The following is a 20,593-nucleotide window of genomic DNA, read 5'->3' as shown; positions in this document are numbered from 1 at the left end:
AGGTTCGAGCCCTGTACGGCTCATATTTTTGCGGGTGTGGCGGAATTGGCAGACGCACTAGATTTAGGATCTAGCGCCTTACGGCGTGGGGGTTCAAGTCCCTTCACCCGCATCATATGATTGTTTCTATTTTTTTACGCCGGCTTAGCTCAGTTGGTAGAGCATCTGATTTGTAATCAGAGGGTCGAGGGTTCAAGTCCTTTAGCCGGCATCGTAAATATGCGGAAATAGCTCAGTGGTAGAGCACCACCTTGCCAAGGTGGGGGTCGCGGGTTCGAACCCCGTTTTCCGCTTTGCCAATGTACTACGCGCCGGGGTGGCGGAACTGGCAGACGCACAGGACTTAAAATCCTGCGGTGAGTGATCACCGTACCGGTTCGATTCCGGTCCTCGGCATTACAAATATGCGCCCATAGCTCAATTGGATAGAGTGTTTGACTACGGATCAAAAGGTTAGGGGTTCGACTCCTCTTGGGCGCGTAGTCTTTTTATTTTTTCGGGAAGTAGCTCAGCTTGGTAGAGCACTTGGTTTGGGACCAAGGGGTCGCAGGTTCGAATCCTGTCTTCCCGATTTTTTTTATTTGTTGCAAAGTTATACGTTCTATTGTATGATTATTTTTAATTAATTGAATATGCGCCCATAGCTCAATTGGATAGAGTGTTTGACTACGGATCAAAAGGTTAGGGGTTCGACTCCTCTTGGGCGCGTTGGAAAAACTGGGACTTCATTGAATTCCTAGTTTTTTTTATTTACATAAAAAAATCGTTGCTTATCGTTATTCTTCGAATCAAATAGCCAACAAGCGTTCTCCTTTCATTCTACCTGTAAATTCGCTATAATTAAGGTCAATATTAGTCAAAGGAATGAGTGGGATGGCACAACAAAATACTTCGGATCTAATTGAATCATATATAAAAAAGATCCTGGAAAAAAACGAGATGATCGAGCTTCGAAGGATTGAATTGGCAGATCTATTTAACTGCGTTCCTTCACAAATCAATTATGTGATCAATACACGCTTTACGATTCAACGTGGCTATTTGGTTGAGAGTAAACGTGGTGGTGGTGGGTATATCCGCATTGCTAAAGTGAGAATGTCGGATAAAAAACAAATGCTTGAACGAATCAACTTGCTATTTGGCGAAACAATCAATGAAAAAAATGCCTACGCCATTATTCAGAAACTATATGAAGACCAAATCATTACCAAAAAAGAGGGAAACTTGATGTTGAGTGCGATTGCTAAAAATACATTGAATATCAACGAGACAGAAGATTATACGCGTGCTCGAATTCTACGAGCCTTTTTAGAACGATTAAGCTATGAAGATGGGGAGTGAAATTTAAATGGCAGAAATATTTACAGAAAGAGCACAACGTGTGTTAGAAATTGCCCAAGAAGAAGCAAAACGCTTCAAACATCAAGCGGTAAGTTCAGAACATATATTATTGGCTTTAGTGATCGAACCCAACGGGATTGCTGGGAAAGTATTACGAGAGATGAAATTGAATGAAAAAGATATTTATGAAGAAATCGAGCATTTAGTCGGTTATGGTACAGTGAAAACTTATGCAAAAGGTGTATTTCTCCCTTATTCTCCTCGAATGAAACAAATTTTTGCTTTGGCAAATAGCGAAGTAAATAAAATGGGTGCACAAAAAGTGGGGACTGAGCATATTTTACTTAGTCTACTAAAAGATGAGAGTATCATGGCTACTCGTATCATGATCAACTTAGGAATCAGTTTGAGCAAAGTTCGTCAGTCATTGAAACGCACGATGGGTACGGACACGAGTACCGGTGGTATTCGCCGTCGAAATCCACAAGAAAAGCGAGCAATGACACAAGGTACTCCTACGTTGGATTCATTAGCTAGAGACTTAACTAAGTTAGCCAAAGAAAACAGATTAGATCCAGTCGTAGGGCGTTCAAGAGAAGTCAAACGGTTGATCCAGATACTTAGTCGCCGAACAAAAAACAACCCTGTTTTAGTTGGAGAACCCGGGGTCGGTAAAACTGCGATTGCAGAAGGATTGGCTCAAAAAATCATTTTAGGTGAAGTACCTGAAGAGATGAAAGCAAAACGTCTGATGATGTTAGACATGGGGGCGTTAGTCGCTGGGACGAAGTATCGGGGAGAATTTGAAGATCGAATGAAAAAAGTCATTGATGAAATTTATCATGATGGTCAAGTTATTCTCTTTATTGATGAATTACACACATTGATTGGTGCTGGTGGTGCAGAAGGTGCCATCGATGCATCGAATATTTTGAAACCAGCGTTAGCACGTGGAGAATTACAGACGATTGGTGCGACAACATTAGACGAATACCAAAAATACATTGAAAAAGACTCGGCATTGGAGCGACGTTTTGCACGTATCCAAGTAGATGAACCGACAGCAGATGAAGCGGAAGAAATCTTACGTGGTTTACGTTCACGCTATGAGGAACATCATCATGTGGAGATCACCGATGAAGCAGTACGAGCGGCAGTCAATCTTTCTGTTCGATATATCACTTCCAGACAGTTACCAGATAAAGCGATCGACTTGATTGATGAATCGGCAGCGAAAGTTCGATTGGAACAAGCGGATGATTTGTCAGAAACGACGATACTGAAACAAGAGATCGATCAAGTGAATAAAGAAAAAGAACAGGCGATTCAAAAACAAGATTTTGAAACAGCTGCGCATTTACGTAGACAAGAAAAAAGCTTAATGAAAAAACTAGAAAAACGTTTAGCGATTGAAGCAAAACATAAAAATGGCTTTGCGGATCGGGTGACTGAAGAAGATGTAGCTACGGTTGTTTCGGAGTGGACAGGTGTACCATTGCAACAGTTAGAAAAGAAAGAAAGTCAACGATTACTGGAACTAGAAGCATTGCTTCACGAACGTGTTGTTGGACAAGATGAAGCGGTCAAAGCTGTTTCTCGTGCGATCAGACGAGCGCGTAGTGGCTTAAAAGATCCAAATCGCCCGATTGGTTCCTTTATGTTTTTAGGCCCAACAGGAGTCGGAAAAACAGAATTGGCGAAAGCATTATCAGAAGTAATGTTTGGGGAAGAGGACGCATTGATTCGTGTCGACATGTCTGAATTCATGGAGAAGTATAGTACGAGTCGTTTGATCGGTTCGCCTCCAGGCTATGTGGGTTATGATGAAGGTGGACAATTGACGGAAAAAATTCGTCAAAAACCTTACTCAGTTATCTTGCTAGATGAAGTGGAGAAAGCTCATCCAGATGTTTTCAATCTATTATTACAAGTATTAGATGATGGTCATTTAACAGATGCTAAAGGAAGAAAAGTAGACTTTAGAAATACGATCATGATCATGACTTCTAATATTGGCGCTACCCAAATCCGTGAGGAAAAAAATGTTGGATTCAACGTCCAAGATATTACTAAAGATCATCAAGCGATGCAAAAACGGATACTTGAAGAGCTGAAGAAAGCTTTCCGCCCTGAATTCTTGAACCGTATTGATGAAACAGTCGTTTTCCATTCATTAACAAAAGATGAAGTCCATGCGATTGTTCAAATCATGAGCCAATCGATCGTCAAACGGTTGAAAGAACAAGATATCTTAGTGAAAATCACACCAGCAGCAGTTGATGTGATTGGGAAAGTCGGTTTTGATCCAGAGTATGGTGCACGACCACTAAGACGGGCATTACAAAAAGAAGTAGAAGATCGTTTGAGCGAAGCTTTGCTTGGAGGAGAAATCCATTTAGGCGATCAAATCACTGTTGGCGCTTCGAAGGGCAAAATCACAGTGAATGTGCGTGAACCTAAGAAAATAACTGTTAAAGTATAATGACAGAGTGAGATCGCAACAGAAATGGCTAGATCTGATAGACAAGCCAGAAACCCAAAAATCATTTGGATTTTTGGGTTTTTTGTTTTCCTAAAGAGCTACTTCTAAATCAATAGGGACACATTGTATAAAACAGAAATTATTTTACAGTATCGTTACAATCAATAATAAATGTAAGAAGTATTGGAAAGTTTTCAGAGCTGTGCTACTATTATGGAGTTGTAGGAGGAGGAAATGATGATCGAAATCATAACTACTATAGAATCAATGAAACAAGCAGAAGAATTGCTTGAAGCAGGAGTGGATACCTTATATTTTGGGGAAGAACGCTTCGGTCTACGCTTACCAGCTTCTTTTACAAGAGAAGAACAACGCGAATTAGTTGCGCTGGCACATCGTTACGGTAAAAAAGTAAATATAGCTGTCAATGGGATCATTCATCCTGAAAAAATGAAAAAAGTCCCAGAGTATCTGCAATTTTTAAAAGAAATCAATGTGGACATGATCACAGTTGGTGATACTGGGATTATCTATACCATGAGGAAAAATCCAGAGTTGAGTATCCCTTATGTTTTTGATGCAGAAACATTAGTGACGAGTGCACGTCAAATCAATTTTTGGGCAAAAAAAGGGGCGATTTCTGCTGTTTTAGCACGTGAAGTGCCATTTGATGAGATGAAAGAAATGGAACATAAGTTACAGATTCCTGTGGAAACACTTGTGTATGGAGCTACATGCATCCATCAATCGAAACGTCCACTGTTACAGAATTACTATAACTACACGCAACAGGACGAAAAAAAAGATCGTGAAAGAGGACTCTTTCTCGCTGAACCTAAAAAAGAAGATACACATTATTCGATTTATGAAGATTCACATGGTACGCATATTTTTGCGAATAATGACATCAATTTAAGTAATGAACTCCCACAGCTTTATGCCCATCATTTCCGTACCTGGAAATTAGATGGCGTTTTTACGCCTGGTGAAGCATTTGTTGAGATCACTAAATTATTTGTTGAGGCAAAAAAAGCATTATTAGCAGACACATGGACAGAAACGTTAGCACAAGAAATGACGAATAAGATCAACGGATTACATCCAACGAATCGAGGACTTGATACAGGTTTCTTTTATATTGATCCTGAATCTATCAAGTAAGGAGTATGGTGAAATAAAATGACAACAAAAAGAAAATTAAAACGTCCGGAAGTTTTAGCACCAGCCGGCACGCTTGAAAAACTAAAAACAGCTATTCATTATGGCGCAGATGCTGTGTATATTGGCGGCAATGCGTATGGATTACGTAGTCGCGCAGGAAACTTTACTTATGAAGAAATGGCAGAAGGTGTGGCATTCGCAAAGGAACATCAAGCGAAAGTATATGTAGCAGCAAATATGGTCACACATGAAGGAAATGACGAAGGAGCCGGTGAATTTTTCCGTAACCTGCGCGATGTGGGTATTTCAGCGGTAATCGTCTCTGATCCAGCACTTATTGAGATCTGTGCCACAGAAGCCCCTGGATTACCTATCCATCTATCGACTCAAGCTTCTGCTACCAACTATGAAACATTGGAATTTTGGAAAGAAGAAGGCTTGGAGCGTGTGGTTTTAGCTCGGGAAGTTTCGATGGAAGAAGTCGCTGAGATACGTCGACATACGGATGTAGAGATTGAAGCATTTATTCATGGAGCAATGTGTATCTCTTATTCAGGACGTTGTACGTTGTCGAATCATATGTCGATGCGTGATGCCAATCGTGGAGGCTGTTCACAATCTTGTCGTTGGAAATATGAATTGTATGATTTGCCATTTGGACAAGAGAGAAACTCTTTGACAGATGCTGGCGAGATCGAAGAAGAGTTTTCGATGAGCGCGGTAGATATGTCGATGATCGAACATATTCCTGACTTGATTGAAAATGGCGTAGATAGTTTTAAGATCGAAGGTCGAATGAAGTCGATCCATTATGTATCAACTGTCGCAAATGTCTATAAAGCAGCTGTAGATAGTTATATGGAAGATCCTGAAAACTATGTTTGCAAACAAGAATGGATCGATGAGTTATGGAAAGTGGCTCAACGAGAACTGGCAACAGGATTTTATTACGATACACCTAGCGAAAATGAACAATTATTTGGTGAACGTCGTAAGATCCCTGTGTATAAATTTGTCGGAGAAGTCTTATCTTATGACGAGGAGACGAAACAAGCGACAATCCGTCAGAGAAACCTCTTTTCTGTAGGGGATGAAATCGAATTTTATGGGCCTGGATTTACTCACTTTAGTCAAATGGTTGAGGTAATGCACAATGAAGAAGGAGAATCCATTGATCGCGCACCAAATCCTATGATGATTTTGACTATGCCAGTCACACAACCAGTTAAACCTGGAGATATGATTAGAAAAAGAAAATAATTTTTTAAGCAATCAAGCGAAATGAGCATCTCGTCAACAGAATGACTAGAAACGTGCTACACTTATTTTTTGTAAGAGCTGATAAAAAAGTTTATGGAAAAATAAGCGGTAGGATGTGGCATCAGCTGCTAAAAGGAGGAACAAGATGAAAACATATGATTATATTGTCATTGGCGGAGGATCTGGAGGCATTGCTTCAGCGAATCGTGCCGGTATGCATGGAGCGAAAGTATTATTGATTGAAGGCAATGAACTAGGTGGCACGTGCGTCAATGTCGGATGTGTTCCAAAAAAAGTCATGTGGCAAGCAAGTACGATTTTAGAAACGATCGAACGTGATGCTTCAAGCTATGGTATCCAAGCAGACGTCAAACATGTTGACTTTAAAGAACTGGTAGAGAAGCGTGAGAAATACATTGATTTCCTTCATGGCGCTTATCAAAGAGGCTTAGATAGTAATAACGTTGAAGCAATCAAAGGATATGCTCGCTTTGTAGATAGTCAAACCGTCGAAGTAAACGGTGAAAGCTATCAAGCGAATCATATTTTGATTGCAACTGGTGGTAAGCCAAGCAAAATGACGATTCCTGGTGGAGAATATGCCATTGATTCAAACGGCTTTTTTGCATTGACAGAATTACCAAAATCGACGATCGTATTAGGTGCTGGTTATATTGCAGCTGAACTTTCAGGTGTGTTAAATGGCTTGGGAAGTGAAGTGATGTGGGCGTATCGTAAAGAACGTCCATTACGTACGTTTGATAAAATGTTATCTGATAACTTGATTGAGATGTATCAAGAAGCAGGAATCCACACTTATGCAAACTTTACGGCAAGTGAAATAACAAAGAACGGGAATGTCTACACCGTTACCTTTGAAAATGGGGAAACACTAATGGCAGAGTGTGTGTTATTTGCTGGCGGACGTGTACCGAATACAGATGCATTAGGCATCGAAAAAACGAACGTTGGATTAGATGAAAAAGGATTTATCAAAGTGGATAAATTCCAAAATACAACCGATTCACACATTTATGCCATTGGTGATGTCATTGGTAAAATCGACTTGACGCCAGTAGCGATTGCTGCAGGTCGTCGTTTGTCCGAGCGACTATTCAATGGAAAAGAAAATTCTTATTTAGACTATGATTTAGTTCCAACAGTCGTCTTTACTCATCCACCGATTGCAACCATCGGATTGACCGAAGAGCAAGCGTTGGCGACATACGGTGAAGGACAATTGAAAATCTATCGTTCACGATTCACGCCAATGTATTTTGCTTTAAACGATTATCGACAAAAATGTGAAATGAAATTGATCTGTGTGGGTGAAGAAGAAAAAATTGTTGGGCTGCATGCCATCGGTGTAGGTGTCGATGAAATGTTACAAGGTTTTGCAGTAGCGATCAAAATGGGGGCAACCAAAGCAGATTTTGACAATACAGTAGCCATCCATCCAACAGGTGCAGAAGAATTTGTTACCATGCGTTAAGTCGCTAGTAAGTTGAGGAAATACCCATATAGAAAAAGCAGACGGAATATACGTCTGCTTTTTCTGATTTATGCAGATAAAACTATGTATAAAGAACTGTTTCAATGTTATTCCAAAATGAGGTTGTTGGTATTTTAGAAATTTTGATCATTTTAGCTTTCGTTTTAGCTTGGTTCAGTTCGATGTCTGTTAAAACTAAATCATATTGATTGACTGTGTCGTAGTTTACTTGAAAAATGTTATCAGTATATGTATGGATACTATGAATCGCAGGGATTTTTTTGAATAACAGTTGCTTATACAGTGCAAGTGTTCTTTCTTCCTGATAAGAAACAATCAAGATAGACACCTTCTTCTTGTAAGGAAAAACGGTCGTCAGTAAAGCAGGTGATAATGAAATCAATTCTAATAGTAACTCTTCATAGAGTAATTGATTCCGTTTGATCATCATTAATCCAGCATGGTCAATGGCTTGATTATATGCTTTTAGTATCTGAGGCGAATGCGTAAATAGGATTTCAGATAAAATCTGTAGATACGTTGTTTTAAAGAATTGTCGGTTTTTATTGTAATTGATCAACTCACTCAATTTCTGAATACCTTCTTGATTCAAAGAGAAGTCTTGGGATAATGAACGATAAAAGTATTCCGAAAATTGTCGAATCCGTTGATATTCCCCCTGACTACTAGGTGCTGACTGAACACAAGGGAAATAGATTTTTTTGTCTAATAGATTTGAGACAGTTGTGGTTGTCACATTAAAACCGTATTCTTTTTCAATGATTGAACAAAACACTGTATTATTTTTTATTATTTCAAAAAAAGAAGGATCATTGATTGGATTTCCTTTATTTTCTGAGATCAAATGGCCTTGTCCGATCCGAATGATTGCTGTGTAAAGATAAAAACTATTGATAATCACTTTATATGTACTAATTGTTTGATGTGTTGCTTGCTTTTTATAGTAACGTTGTAATACATCGAATATGTGATAAAAATGGGGCAATTGCTGTGGCGTATATTGCTCACGAAACATACTACAGAAGAATTGCCTAATGTAACTTTCATCCCCAATGATTTTGAGTTTTGAGGAGATATGTATGGATAATGGCGCATTGATCTCGCTGAAATAAGTATTGATATTTGCAATGATCCGGCGAATACTTGTTTCACTTAAATATAATTTATTTGCTAATTTAGATAACGTTGGCTCTACTTCAAAAATCATCTGTAGTATTTGTACATTCGTTGATTGATTGAGTATTTGTTTGATTAAATCTTCCAAATTGATCTCTGGTGGTAATAGTAAAGAAGCTACTTGATATTTATCGGTGTTGATACAAACTGGTGCATATGTATGGTTAAAAAACACAATATCGGTCAATAATGTTTTTTTTGTTACCCCAAGTTGTTCCGCTAAAGTCGAACAGTCAATGGCGGCCATACCTAAGAGTAAAGCTAGTTTGATCTGCCTTTCAGAAGTCTTTTCAAGCATATTTGTTCGTTTTATCATACTTTTCAGATCTTCTAAAAAATAGAAAATCTGTTTTTTCACATCCTTTATTCATGTTATAAACATTATTTTATCATATTTTTCTAATTATTCGAGTTTTTCTTTTTATTATAATCGGTGGTTATTTAAAAGTGAGATTGCCTTCTTTATTTAATAAGTATTATTTTAAAAAAAACAGCATATGATAATGTAAATAACTAGAAGTAGTCAATTGACACACGCAAAGGTAAAATTTTCTGATACATGTTTTTTTATTTCTATGATTTAACTTTTTTTATCTAGCAAAAAAATTTAAGAATAACATGTATCTATGGAATAAATGGTCTATTTCACTTACAAATCTTTAACTATAACATCCGAGCAATGTGATTATTGAACATGTTTTTTATAAAACAGAAAAACTAATATTAAGAAATTATCGAAAAAGCTGTACGATACATTATAGGTTTTTTAAAAAGAAAGGAGCTTGTTGACTATGGGTGTACTTGAGAAACAATTAGAGAGACAAATTTCATTGCTTTATTTGCTAAATATTGAGCCATCGAATATTAGCAATCTAGCCAAAGAATTGAGTATTACAGATAAGACGATTGCGGCAGATATCGATAGTTTTAATACGGCTTGTTTTCCAGCTCGTATTGAAACCAATCAGTACAAAGAGGTATCGCTTTCGATACCAAAGAAATTGAACTTGGATGATATATTTGTCAGGATACTTAATAATTCAACAAATGTGAAAATTTTAAAGTACATATTCATTACAGAACCTTCTCTATCTGAGATTGCGACGAAATTATTTTTAAGTAAAACGAGTATCCGCAGAATCGTCGCCAAAATCAATACATATTTCTTGAAAGAAAAAATCAATGTCCAAATTAATTTAGAGAACAAATTAACGATCACTGGAAATGAAATCGAGATTCGACGTTTATTTGCTAGTATGTTCAAGGAAATTTATAAAGTAAAAGAATTTCCCTACTTCGATACGATTTATCAGATGCTCAGACGTTGTTTGAAGGCACAAAAAAGGACGGTTAGTACACCAAAAGTGATTTATTCGGTGTATTATATTTACTCTTCGATTATTCGAATTGGTAATAAACATCTTATTCCTGAGAAAGAATTGATCGACAACGAGCAGATCGTAGGTACCATCTTGGAGATCATCCAAAGCGATACAGTTTTTTGTACGTTGATGAGTCAAAAATATAAATTCAATGTCACACAAAAAAATGTTTCCAATATTCTCACTTCCTATTTTGGCCTAATGTTTACAGAGGTCCAACATCGAGATCAGAGATTAGAACAGAATATTGAAAGGTTTCTTCAAAGCTTTTACAGTCTATTAGCAATTGATATGCCGATCAACACTACGGAAATCGAATATTTTTTTGATTTTATCAATTTTTATAAAGAATTAGCCATCTTCAAAGTAAGCTATGCAGATATATTTTATAAAAAAATGATGGAGAACAATCCTAAGATCTGGCAAGCCTATCAAAAATCTTTGCAAATTGCGCAATTAAATTTTGTCGAGCAAAGCGAACTATTACATAAAGAATTATTACTCGAATTAATCATTTCTTCCAATGATTTGTTACGAATGATTGAACCAAAAATACAAGAGAAGTCGATTTTATTATTAAGTTCTCAAGAAGTTGGCTTATCTCTTTTATATAAAAATTTGATTTTACATAAGCATCCATTTTTAAAAAATATTGATATCTATGAAAAGGACGTTTTTTCTATTGATTATCAATTAATCAATCAATACGATTTGATTTTGACTGATTTATCCTTAAATTTTGATCGGATCACCTCCGAAATTTTGAAAATCTCTAAAGTTCCTACTTCGATTTTTTGGAATAATTTTGAGCAGTGTCTCTATTCTTCTTAATAGAAATCGTTATGTTGGAGGTTTTTTTCATCTTTTTATCAATTTTGAAAAAATAGATAGTAGAGGCAGTCGAAACTCAGGTACGCTTAAAGCACCCGCTAGTTGGTGTTGGATAGGATGGACATTTTATGAGAAAGTGAGCTGGAAAAATTAGTTGAATAAGTTAGCAATATTTTTACTGTTTGGGGTATATAGTATAGCATTCAAGGCGTTATCTTTGATATTTAAAATGCTTTGGGTAGTCACCAAAGCATTTGGGAAGTTCATTGGAAAAATGGTTAAAAAGGGATGGGAAAAAAGGGCGCAAAAAAAGGCGCTTTCACGCTCACGTGAAGTAGCTTCACAGCAAAAGAGAAATACCTTAGATCGTACGTCTATCCATTCAAGCATATCGCAAGAGAGTCGATTGAATACGCAAGTATCACAAGCCCAACAACAGACGAATCGGCTGCGCACCTATTCTGGCCAATCTCTAACGACAGGACACTCGAGATAATGCAAAGGAAAATGAGAGAGGAGTGAGTGATGGATGTCTATAGAAGATATATCTAAAGAAAAGATGCTTAGAGAAGACAAGCTTAAAGAAAGTAATAAAAGTAATATCAATGAATCATTTCTGTCTATATTTTCATATAAAAATGAAGCGATCATCAACAAGATCATCGGATCTCCAATTGATGAAAAAATCAGAAATGAAAGCAAAGATATAAATTTTGATACGACGCATAATGAGTTGATCCGTGATAAGAAAGAAAATATTACCAAAGAGCTTAAAATCCTTGATTACCAACTAGAGATTATTCGTCTAAAACGGGACATAGCGACCATCAATGGGATTGGAACCATCAGCTCTTCTGAGCAACAGGCTATCGATAATAAGTATGCAAAAAAACATGCGAAATTAAAAAAAGATCAAACGACCTTGGAAAGCCATCAAAAAGAATTAGACAAATATGGGAATGGCCAAAGTGTTTTAAAAGCAAATGCAAAAGACCAGCAAGTTGATTCAGCAATCGTTCTCGCATTGATCAAAAAAGACGAATTTAAAAAAGAATTGACCGCTCATAGGATAGGACTAGTAGCCAAAGAAGATGAGGTCAATAAGTTAAGGGCTGAGATTGGCAAAATCAAGAAAAGTAAAAAGACAGTCCTTGAACAAAAGGTCCAATTAGCCGAAGAGAAGGTTAAAAAAATTGAGATCGTCCAAAAAGAATTAAAGGATAAGATAGATAAAGTTAAGGTAGACAAAGATCAACCAGAACCTATGCGACGTTCCAATTCTTTTTCTGAATTTACGGCAAATAAAAATGATTCAGACGAAGTGTTAGTGTCAAAACTTCAAGCAATTAGTGCAATAAAAGAAGGATTTCAAAATGAAATTGCTGAAACAAAAGGGCTGCTTGATTATACCGAAAAGGTTGAAATAGAAGTCGTTCGTTCGGTTGAAGTGAAAGCAGAGCAAGCAAAGGAAGCAGTTGTCCTAAGTAAGGCTGATCGTGAGGCGACTATTGTTACACCTACGATTGAACGCGAACCAACCCCAGTGATTGCGGAAGAACCAAAAAAAGATCAAGTCGATCGTGCGACTGTTGAAAAAAATCCACCGCCGATCGATGTCAATGTGATCGTGAATGAGGCACCAGAAAAAACGAAGCTACAAAAACCAATAGTGGAAGAACCTAAAAAAGAACCTGTTGTAAGCGAAAATCTTGAGAGTAAAAAAGCAGAGCTTATCAAAGCATATGTCGAAAATCTTCAAGCAAAAGTTGGCTTGATTGAAGCTAAAAACAAGAATACCGATCTTTTATTGAAGCGGATCAAACAGAGCAATACGACCGAGGATGTGCAGTTTCTAAAGGAACTGAAGGCGGTTTTAGCTGATCCTGAAAAACTCCAAAAAATGACTAAAGATTTATCTGCTGAAAGCATCAAACAGATGGATAAAGATATCAAAGGCTTACAAGAAGAAACTCGTGGGATAAAAGAACAAACGAAGAAGTTGAGTGAATTAGATCATTCAAAATTAAAACAATCATTTTTCAGAAACTCCCGAAAAATCCGTGCAGCTAGATGGTTGCTGAATCTATGGCCGATTGCCATGATACCACTTGGTATGTCTTGGGTAGGTTCCATTTTACCATCTACAGCCATGGCTATTTTTGGGCAACAGTTTGTGAACGCTGCGATTGGTTTTGTCGCTGCCAGTTTTTTTGGTTCAAAAGCAATTATTTATGCGAAAAAGAAAATTCCTCAAGTATTCAATAAGCTAGTACAGAAATTCCCAAGAGTATTTGGTCCAATTGCTCGTGGGTTGGCGAAAGCGCGGGAAAAAATGCCGTTTAGGAAACAAAAACAGCCAGCAGAACAAATGAAAGAAGCAACTCCAGTAAATGAAAAACTGACAGAAGGAATAGAGAAATCTGAAGTAACAAAAGAAGGGTTAACTTCTAAGGATCTCAAAGGCAAAGACAAAGTTGTAGCGATGGAAGCACCAACTAAAGAAGGTGCAAACACAGCTGAAATAGAAGAAAAACAATCAAGAGCCAAACGTGCGTGGGAAACAGTCCGTCATGCGCCGAAGCGGATGTTTGATTATGTCATGAAAAATAAATTATCCTTATTTATCATGTTGGCTGTACCATTGGCTTTAGGGATAGGTGGGATGTTTGCCCTATCTGCGCTAGTACCAATGCTTGCAACCTCTATGGCTGCGCCATTCTTGATGCAGTTAGGTGCCGTGGCTTTGATTGGTGTCAGTATTGGAATCGGTATCCAATTATTAGATAAGTTTGTGTTCAAACGAATTGAAAGCCGTGTGGCCAAAAGAGAGGATCTGGCATTTGAAAACAAAGTAAAAGAAAAAGTTTTAGAAGGCCAAGAGCTAGGAAAGTGTCAATCTTTAGATTCAAAAGAATTTAGAGAGAAAGTATCTGCAATCGCAGGTCTTGATGAAAAAGCGAAAGCACCCGAGCAAGTCTTGACCAATGAGCAACAAAAAACGACAGAAAGATCTGAACGAACCTCTGAGACGGCGAAAGAATCGAAAGTCATTGAGATGAAACCAAGGGAAAGTACACAACCTCAGCCAAGTACATCGCAAACGAAGGTAGAACCAACACCCTCTGGCTCAAAAGAACCAGTCGCATTGACAAACAGAGGCAATCAGCCAATCGAACGTCGCGCAAGTTTTCCCGGTACGAGTCCAGATCTCGGACGACAAGCAAGCTTTGAGTCATTAAGAAGAAACTCATTGCAATTATCAAATGAGCGAAATAATCGAGCGCGTAGTCAGCAAACGCAGGCTCAAATTCAAAATAATAAGAAAAGTAAAACGACACAATTATAAAAAATAACTTTGACTGAAAGGAAATAAAAAAATTTGAAAAATTCCCGGCAGCTTATGGTAGTGCATGTGTTAGTAATTGGTATTCTGCTTTATGTGGGTAATCGTATTGGTTATTTATTTTTAGCAGAGAATACTGGGAATTTATCATTTGCAGATAATTTACTAACAGCATTCAACCGAACATTTGAAGAACTCTCCAAATTTTCACCTCAATTTAGCTATGAAATGAGGTCACTAGGGATAGGAGCCGTGGCTGCGATTTCCTATATACTTTTTGTCTTATATAAGACGTTTGATGAGAAGAATACCCGCCCCAATGAAGAATATGGAAGTGCACGATGGGGAAAGTACAGCGACATCCGTGCATTTCTTGATAAGAAAAAAGATTTCAATATTTTGTTGACGAAGAGCGAAAGCTTATCATTATCAGGACGTATGAAGATTACACGAAACGATAATTTCAACCGAAATAAAAATGTCGTTGTGGTGGGAGGAGCCGGTAGTGGTAAGACGCGATTTTATGTAAAACCTAACTTGATGCAAATGCATTCCTCTTATGTCGTCAGTGATTCTAAAGGCTTATTATTAGCTGAAACAGGCAAAATGTTTGAAGAAGCGGGTTATCAAATCAAGATTTTTGACTTGATCAACCGAAGAGATACGCATCAGTACAACCCGTTTCAATATATCCAAACAGAGGATGATATCTTGAAAATCGTGAACAATCTTATCAAAAATACGACGAACCCAGATAAAAAAGGCGGAGACGATTTTTGGGAAAAAGCTGAAACAGCCCTATTGATGGCTATTTTTAGCTATTTGATCCAAGAAGTAACCGCAGAAGATCGGACATTAGGAAACGTGATTGAATTAGTCCGTTTAGCAGATATTGAAGAAGATTTGCCTGGCTATGTCAGCCCACTAGATATTTTATTCAATGAGTTAGAACAAAAAGATCCGACAAACTTTGCGGTATCACAGTACAAGATTTTTAAACTTTCTGGTGATAAAACGACGAAAAGTATCCTAGTCAGTCTAGGCGTACGGTTGTCACCATTTGATATCCCAAGTATCAAGGAACTTGTTTCACAAGATACACTTGAGCTGGATACAGTTGGTGATGTCAAAACGATCCTCTATATCTTATTGCCTGATACAGATACCAGTTTCAACTTTTTAGCGAGTATGATGTATCAGCAATTATTTGACATGTTAGTTTATAAAGCCGATAACGTTTATAAGGGACGATTACCTTGTCATGTCCGTTGTATCCTAGATGAGTTTGCCAATATTGGTCAAATTCCTGATTTTGAAAAAGTGATTTCGGTTATTCGAAGCCGTGAAATCTCCACAAATGTCATTTTACAAAATATCAGTCAGCTAAAAACCTTGTATAAGGATACGTGGGAAACGATTATTGGGACCAGTGATGTCTTTTTATATTTAGGCGGAATGGAACAAAGTACACACGAATATATCTCAAAATTGCTAGGGAAACAAACGATTGAACAAAGAAATACAAGCGTCACCAAAGGGAATAATGGTTCCTTTAGTGAGAACTTCCAGAAATTAGGAAGGAACTTGATGGACCCTGATGAAGTGGCAAGTCTCAAAGGACAAGAATGTATCTTGAAAATCCGAGGAGTCCATCCGTTTTTATCAAAGAAATATGATATTGTGAAACATAAAAACTATAAGAAGTTAGGCGACGTAACAGATTCCTATATGTATGAACGAAATCTATCTGCTTAGCTAGTTTGATCAATGAATCACTCATAATAAATAGAAAGCACCTTCATTCGAATGCTAGACTGAGAATGTGGTGCTTTTTATTAGCTACAAAAGGATGGTTCACTGAAAAAAACAGTGAAATTTGGCCATTTCATTCATTGTAGGTGGAAGAAATATAGAAATAGCCAGTAAGAATAACATGTAGGCGGTTTATTATCGAAGGTTAATTGTAAAGGATGGTTCTAGTCCTTAAAACAAAATTCATTTGCTAATAGGCGGTTATCCAGTTTATCTACTAAAGGAACGAGCCGTATTTATTCTAAAATTTCTAATGGAAGAAATAACTGATACAAGTAAACAGAGAATTTCGCATATACTAAATTTATGAAATAAAATAAAAAATTATTTTTACAAAAAAGGAGATTAGCAAAATTATGAATGCACAATTATTAGAACAAGTATTTGGATTAGTTTCACAGTTTACATTAATTGGTGGTGGACTATGGTTGATTTGGGGAACAATTATCCTAGCTGGTGCGTTAAAAGATAAAAATGGCCCTCAATTACAACAAGGAATTTGGCAGATTGTTGGTGGTGGATTGATTCTAGTCGCTGCAGGTTGGTTTGCTACTTCATTCAACATTGGATCGTTTTTACCATAATCGTTAGGCAAAAAGAAGAGTAGGAGTATAGCATATGGAATCTGCAATTATGACTATCTTTGATCAAATTATGACATTTCTTAATGGGGACGATTTAAAAAATGTTTTAGGAATGGATTTACGAAGTTACATATATGATGCCTACAGTTTAGTGGAACGACTACAGCAACACGTAGTTGGGCCACTTGCTTTATCCATTCTAGCAATTTTTATTCTATTAGAGTTTCAAAAAATCTCAACGAAAGTTGAAGGTGCAGGTGGAGCTCCCATGTTAGGATTTGAGATGATTATCAAAGCATTGATCAAATTCGTCATCTGTTACATAGTTATTTTAAGAATTCAAGATATTTTAGATGGTATGGTTATCATTGCCGGCAATCTAACCACTAGGATTTTAACAATTGGGAATGCTTCAGCTGTAAGAGATACAGCAGATGCAGTGAGACAAGCAGTCTCTCAACTAAGTTGGTGGTCACAATTAGTCGTATTACTCGTGATGTGTATCCTGTTTTTAGCATCACTTGTTGTGCGCGTATTGGTTCAAGTCACCATTTATCTTCGTTTTTTGGAGATGTATATATTTTGTGCAATGGCACCAATTCCGATGAGTGCTTTACCAAGCCAAGAGTTTTCAGTGATGAGCAAGGGATTCTTCAAAAATTTCGCTGCACTCGGTCTACAGGGAACATTCATCGCGTTAGTCTTGGTCATTTATCCGACGATTTTCCATCGTATCATGGAAGAAGTTGGTTCAGGAATTTTTGGGATTATTTTAGGTTTGACAGTTTACATGATTGCTTTATTGCTTTCTGTAAATAAAACTAAGGGATGGGCAAAAACATTGATGTCAGCATCGTAAGGAGGAACTATGGCAGTTGAGGTAAAGATACCAAAGGATATTAAAGAATATAAAGAAAAGGTAATTGCAGGAATGAATTTAAAGCAGCTGCTTTGTTTAGCTATTGCAGCTGGAGTAAATGTCTTGATCAGTTTGATTTTCATCGCAGGATTAAAGATTCCTATGGAAATCACAAGTTGGTTTATGATTCTTTCATCCATTCCAATCGTTTCATTTGGCTGGTTTAAAAGAAATGGCTTGACATTTGATATCTATCTTAAACAATTTTTCAAATACCACGTGGCACCAGGGACACGAAAAAAGAAGCCTAAGGAAGAAATGAATAAAGAAATTGAAGATGTAGGCGGGCAAGAAACATGATGAAGTTAAAAGCGCTCAAAGCGTTAAAACCAACTAAAAAACCAAAAGATGAGGAAAAAGAATTTATTAGTAAGCCTAAATCAAAGAAGAAAGAGGATATTGATCCTTTTAGAGATACGTTTAGGTTTGAAGAGATTTATGAAAGTGGTATTTGTAAAATCGATGAATTTACCTATTCATTGACGCTTGAGTTACAAGATATCAATTATCAATTATCTTCTGACGATCATCAAATTGAAATTTTCTCTCAATACTGCGACTTTTTAAATTCATTGAGTAGTAAGACAAAGTTGCAACTCACTGTTTATAAAAAGAAACGACCGCTTGCTGATTTGCAATCGGTTCTTTATTACAAGGCAAAAAATGATTTCCTCGATTCATATCGTGAGGAAATGAATCAAGTCATTTCAAGGAAATTAGATGAAGAAAAAAATGGTTTCAAAAAAACGATTTTATTTACTTTTGTGCAGAAACATCCTACGTTGGAGATTGCTCAAAAAGAATTAGAGATGGTAGCAGATCGTTTTGAAATGTTTGCTAGTCGCTTAGGCAGTCAAGCAAAAAAAGTAGAAAAAACAAAATTATTACATATGATTTCCGAAATCTTATTAACGAATGACAAGACGGTTAAGACAGAAGTCGATGAGGTACTACCTGAAGTCATGGAATTTAAGGAAAACAAAAACCACGTAAAAATAGATGATCACTATGCAAAAACATTATATTTACAAGAATACCCTTCTGAATTATCGGATACGTTTCTTTTTGAAATGTTAGAAATCCCTCGTGAAATTGTTGTATCTTTACATATTGAACCAATGGATCAAGATGAAGCCTTTGATTTAGTGAAGACGAAATTGGCTTTTATGGAACAACAAAAAGTGGATGAGCAGAAGAAGGCGTTACAAAGTGGGTATGACTTTGAGATGCTCTCTTATGAACTCTCTTACTCACTAACAGAAGCCAAAGGTCTGGTGGATGATCTCCAAAATAGGGGACAAAAATTATATGCGATAACAGGATCTGTCTATTTCCATTCACCAACGAAAGAAAAATTGGCTGAAGTCCATGATGAAATAAACTCAGTGTCTCGACGTTTTGGATTTAAACTTATTGAATTGGAGTTCATGCAAGAAAATGGCTTGAATGCAACCTTACCTTTGGGAATCAATGCGATTCCATTAGATCGAACACTTTCAACAGCCAGTACCGCCATTTTTATCCCATTCACGATTTCGGATTTGATTCAAGAAAATGGGAAGTATTATGGTGTCAATGCGATTTCAAAAAATATTCTTTCACTCGATCGAAAATTATTAAAAGCACCGAATGGATTTGTTCTAGGAACACCAGGTTCTGGTAAAAGTTTCTCAGTCAAGCGTGAAATCGTCAATGTACTACTACGCGATGCAGATGATGAAGTCATCATTATTGATCCTGAGCGAGAATATTCTGTCATTGGTCAAAATTTCAACGGTGAGATCATCAAAATCTCGAGTGATTCACCGACAACGATCAATCCCATGGATATCAATGAGAACTATGGAGATGATACTGATCCAGTCGTGCTAAAATCAGAGTTTTTGATTTCATTATTTGACCTGATCATTGGTGGTGCCTTGGGGCTAAGTTCGGCACAAAAAACGTTGATTGACCGTGTTTGTCGTCGAACGTATGAAGTGTTGAATGATCGTATACCAACATTCATTGACTTTTATAATATTTTAAAAGAACAAGAAGAAGAAGAAGCCAAGCAATTAGTCATGGATCTAGAAATCTATATTGAAGGAAGTTTGTCCGTCTTTTCTGCAGAGACAAATGTCGACATTACCAAGCGTTTAGTGATTTATGATATCAAGGATCTAGGAAAACAATTGAAAACGATGGGGATGCTGATTGTATTAGACCAAGTATGGAATCGAATCACGACCAACCGTGAACGTGGTGTTCGTACGTGGTTATATATTGATGAAATGCAGCTTTTGTTTACGAATGAATATTCTGAGAACTACTTCTTTGAACTATGGAGTCGTGCACGAAAGTGGGGAGCGATCCCGACTGGCATTACCCAGAACGTCGAAACTTTACTATTGTCCGATTTAGCTCGACGGATGTTGTCAAATAGCGATTTTATCATGATGTTGAATCAAGCAAAATCAGACCGCACACAGCTAGTTAGACTGTTTGATATTTCAGAAGAACAAGAAAAATACGTAGTGAACTCTCCAGAAGGGTATGGTCTTATGGTGTTTGGGGATACAACGTTACCCTTTTATGATCATTTCCCTAAAGATACACAGCTCTATAAGATGATGTCAACGAAACCTGGAGAAACTTGATAGGCATACGGGAAAGGAAACAGGAAAGTGGCTGATTCAAAAATTTTAGACAAGAACAGGGCAGGTAAGAATGCTACAACTACCAGTACAAATAATAAAAAAATGGTAGTAAGAGGTAGCAAACTATCTTTAAAAAAAGATAATTCTATT

The 20,593-nt window shown here is 37.0% G+C and carries 14 protein-coding genes and 8 tRNA genes (1 of these 22 only partly in view); 21 read left to right on the top strand and 1 reads right to left on the bottom strand.

The genetic code is table 11. The features are described from left to right. The 13 genes from IGI79_RS13765 to gor all read left to right on the top strand — a co-directional run. Positions 1-23, top strand: a tRNA-Lys gene (locus IGI79_RS13765) (it extends 50 nt beyond the left edge of the window). Positions 24-30: 7 nt separating this feature from the next. After that, a tRNA-Leu gene (locus IGI79_RS13760) sits at positions 31-112 on the top strand. Positions 113-138: 26 nt separating this feature from the next. After that, positions 139-211, top strand: a tRNA-Thr gene (locus IGI79_RS13755). A gap of 10 nt (positions 212-221) precedes the next feature. Continuing rightward, positions 222-293: transfer RNA gene (locus IGI79_RS13750), tRNA-Gly, on the top strand. Between the two features lie 17 nt (positions 294-310). Then, positions 311-396, top strand: a tRNA-Leu gene (locus tag IGI79_RS13745). 10 nt (positions 397-406) lie between these two features. After that, positions 407-480 (top strand) — tRNA-Arg (locus IGI79_RS13740). Positions 481-497: 17 nt separating this feature from the next. After that, positions 498-571: transfer RNA gene (locus tag IGI79_RS13735), tRNA-Pro, on the top strand. Positions 572-634: 63 nt separating this feature from the next. Further along, a tRNA-Arg gene (locus IGI79_RS13730) sits at positions 635-708 on the top strand. 165 nt (positions 709-873) lie between these two features. Continuing rightward, entirely contained in the window at positions 874-1,341 is a 468-nt protein-coding gene (locus IGI79_RS13725) for a CtsR family transcriptional regulator (RefSeq protein WP_010733901.1), read from the top strand. Positions 1,342-1,348: 7 nt separating this feature from the next. Further along, positions 1,349-3,823 (top strand): ATP-dependent Clp protease ATP-binding subunit, encoded by a 2,475-nt coding sequence (locus tag IGI79_RS13720; protein ID WP_019723384.1) that lies wholly within the window; start codon positions 1,349-1,351, stop codon positions 3,821-3,823. 237 nt (positions 3,824-4,060) lie between these two features. After that, positions 4,061-4,984: a peptidase U32 family protein gene (locus tag IGI79_RS13715; protein WP_019723385.1), complete on the top strand. Its 924-nt coding sequence runs from the start codon at positions 4,061-4,063 to the stop codon at positions 4,982-4,984. Positions 4,985-5,002: 18 nt separating this feature from the next. Next, positions 5,003-6,244 (top strand): peptidase U32 family protein, encoded by a 1,242-nt coding sequence (locus tag IGI79_RS13710; RefSeq protein ID WP_019723386.1) that lies wholly within the window; start codon positions 5,003-5,005, stop codon positions 6,242-6,244. Between the two features lie 145 nt (positions 6,245-6,389). After that, on the top strand, positions 6,390-7,736 hold the full coding sequence (gene gor / locus IGI79_RS13705) for a glutathione-disulfide reductase (protein ID WP_195273631.1): 1,347 nt from the start codon (positions 6,390-6,392) through the stop codon (positions 7,734-7,736). 82 nt (positions 7,737-7,818) lie between these two features. On the opposite strand, the gene IGI79_RS13700 is transcribed toward gor, so the two are convergent. Then, positions 7,819-9,249, bottom strand: coding sequence for a helix-turn-helix domain-containing protein (locus IGI79_RS13700; RefSeq protein ID WP_019723388.1), 1,431 nt, complete (start codon positions 9,247-9,249; stop codon positions 7,819-7,821). A 475-nt stretch (positions 9,250-9,724) separates the two neighbouring features. On the opposite strand from IGI79_RS13700, the gene IGI79_RS13695 reads away from it, so the two are divergent. The 8 genes from IGI79_RS13695 to IGI79_RS13660 all read left to right on the top strand — a co-directional run bounded on the left by IGI79_RS13695 (position 9,725) and on the right by IGI79_RS13660 (position 20,443). Further along, complete coding sequence (locus tag IGI79_RS13695) at positions 9,725-11,146, top strand: helix-turn-helix domain-containing protein (protein WP_019723389.1); 1,422 nt, start codon at positions 9,725-9,727, stop codon at positions 11,144-11,146. Between the two features lie 154 nt (positions 11,147-11,300). After that, on the top strand, positions 11,301-11,642 hold the full coding sequence (locus IGI79_RS13690) for a hypothetical protein (RefSeq protein ID WP_065096509.1): 342 nt from the start codon (positions 11,301-11,303) through the stop codon (positions 11,640-11,642). 33 nt (positions 11,643-11,675) lie between these two features. Continuing rightward, positions 11,676-14,492, top strand: a complete 2,817-nt coding sequence (locus tag IGI79_RS13685; RefSeq protein WP_104776048.1) for a hypothetical protein — start codon at positions 11,676-11,678, stop codon at positions 14,490-14,492. Positions 14,493-14,546: 54 nt separating this feature from the next. Continuing rightward, complete coding sequence (locus IGI79_RS13680; protein ID WP_438846076.1) at positions 14,547-16,244, top strand: VirD4-like conjugal transfer protein, CD1115 family; 1,698 nt, start codon at positions 14,547-14,549, stop codon at positions 16,242-16,244. A gap of 413 nt (positions 16,245-16,657) precedes the next feature. Then, positions 16,658-16,885 carry a hypothetical protein gene (locus IGI79_RS13675; protein ID WP_019722809.1) on the top strand — a complete coding sequence of 76 codons (228 nt, stop codon included), beginning with the start codon at positions 16,658-16,660 and terminating at the stop codon, positions 16,883-16,885. A 34-nt stretch (positions 16,886-16,919) separates the two neighbouring features. Beyond that, positions 16,920-17,744 carry a hypothetical protein gene (locus IGI79_RS13670; RefSeq protein ID WP_019722808.1) on the top strand — a complete coding sequence of 275 codons (825 nt, stop codon included), beginning with the start codon at positions 16,920-16,922 and terminating at the stop codon, positions 17,742-17,744. A gap of 9 nt (positions 17,745-17,753) precedes the next feature. Continuing rightward, positions 17,754-18,104 (top strand): PrgI family protein, encoded by a 351-nt coding sequence (locus IGI79_RS13665; RefSeq protein WP_019722807.1) that lies wholly within the window; start codon positions 17,754-17,756, stop codon positions 18,102-18,104. Continuing rightward, positions 18,101-20,443, top strand: coding sequence for a VirB4-like conjugal transfer ATPase, CD1110 family (locus tag IGI79_RS13660; RefSeq protein WP_104776047.1), 2,343 nt, complete (start codon positions 18,101-18,103; stop codon positions 20,441-20,443). The genes IGI79_RS13665 and IGI79_RS13660 overlap by 4 nt, the downstream gene beginning before the upstream one ends. The last annotated feature ends 150 nt before the right edge of the window (positions 20,444-20,593 follow it).

Origin of the sequence: Enterococcus sp. AZ084, from assembly GCF_051714905.1 — a bacterium.
Lineage (GTDB): Bacteria > Bacillota > Bacilli > Lactobacillales > Enterococcaceae > Enterococcus_B > Enterococcus_B pernyi.
Note: the sequence above shows the minus strand (reverse complement) of the source record. Positions and strands in the feature narration are given on the sequence as shown.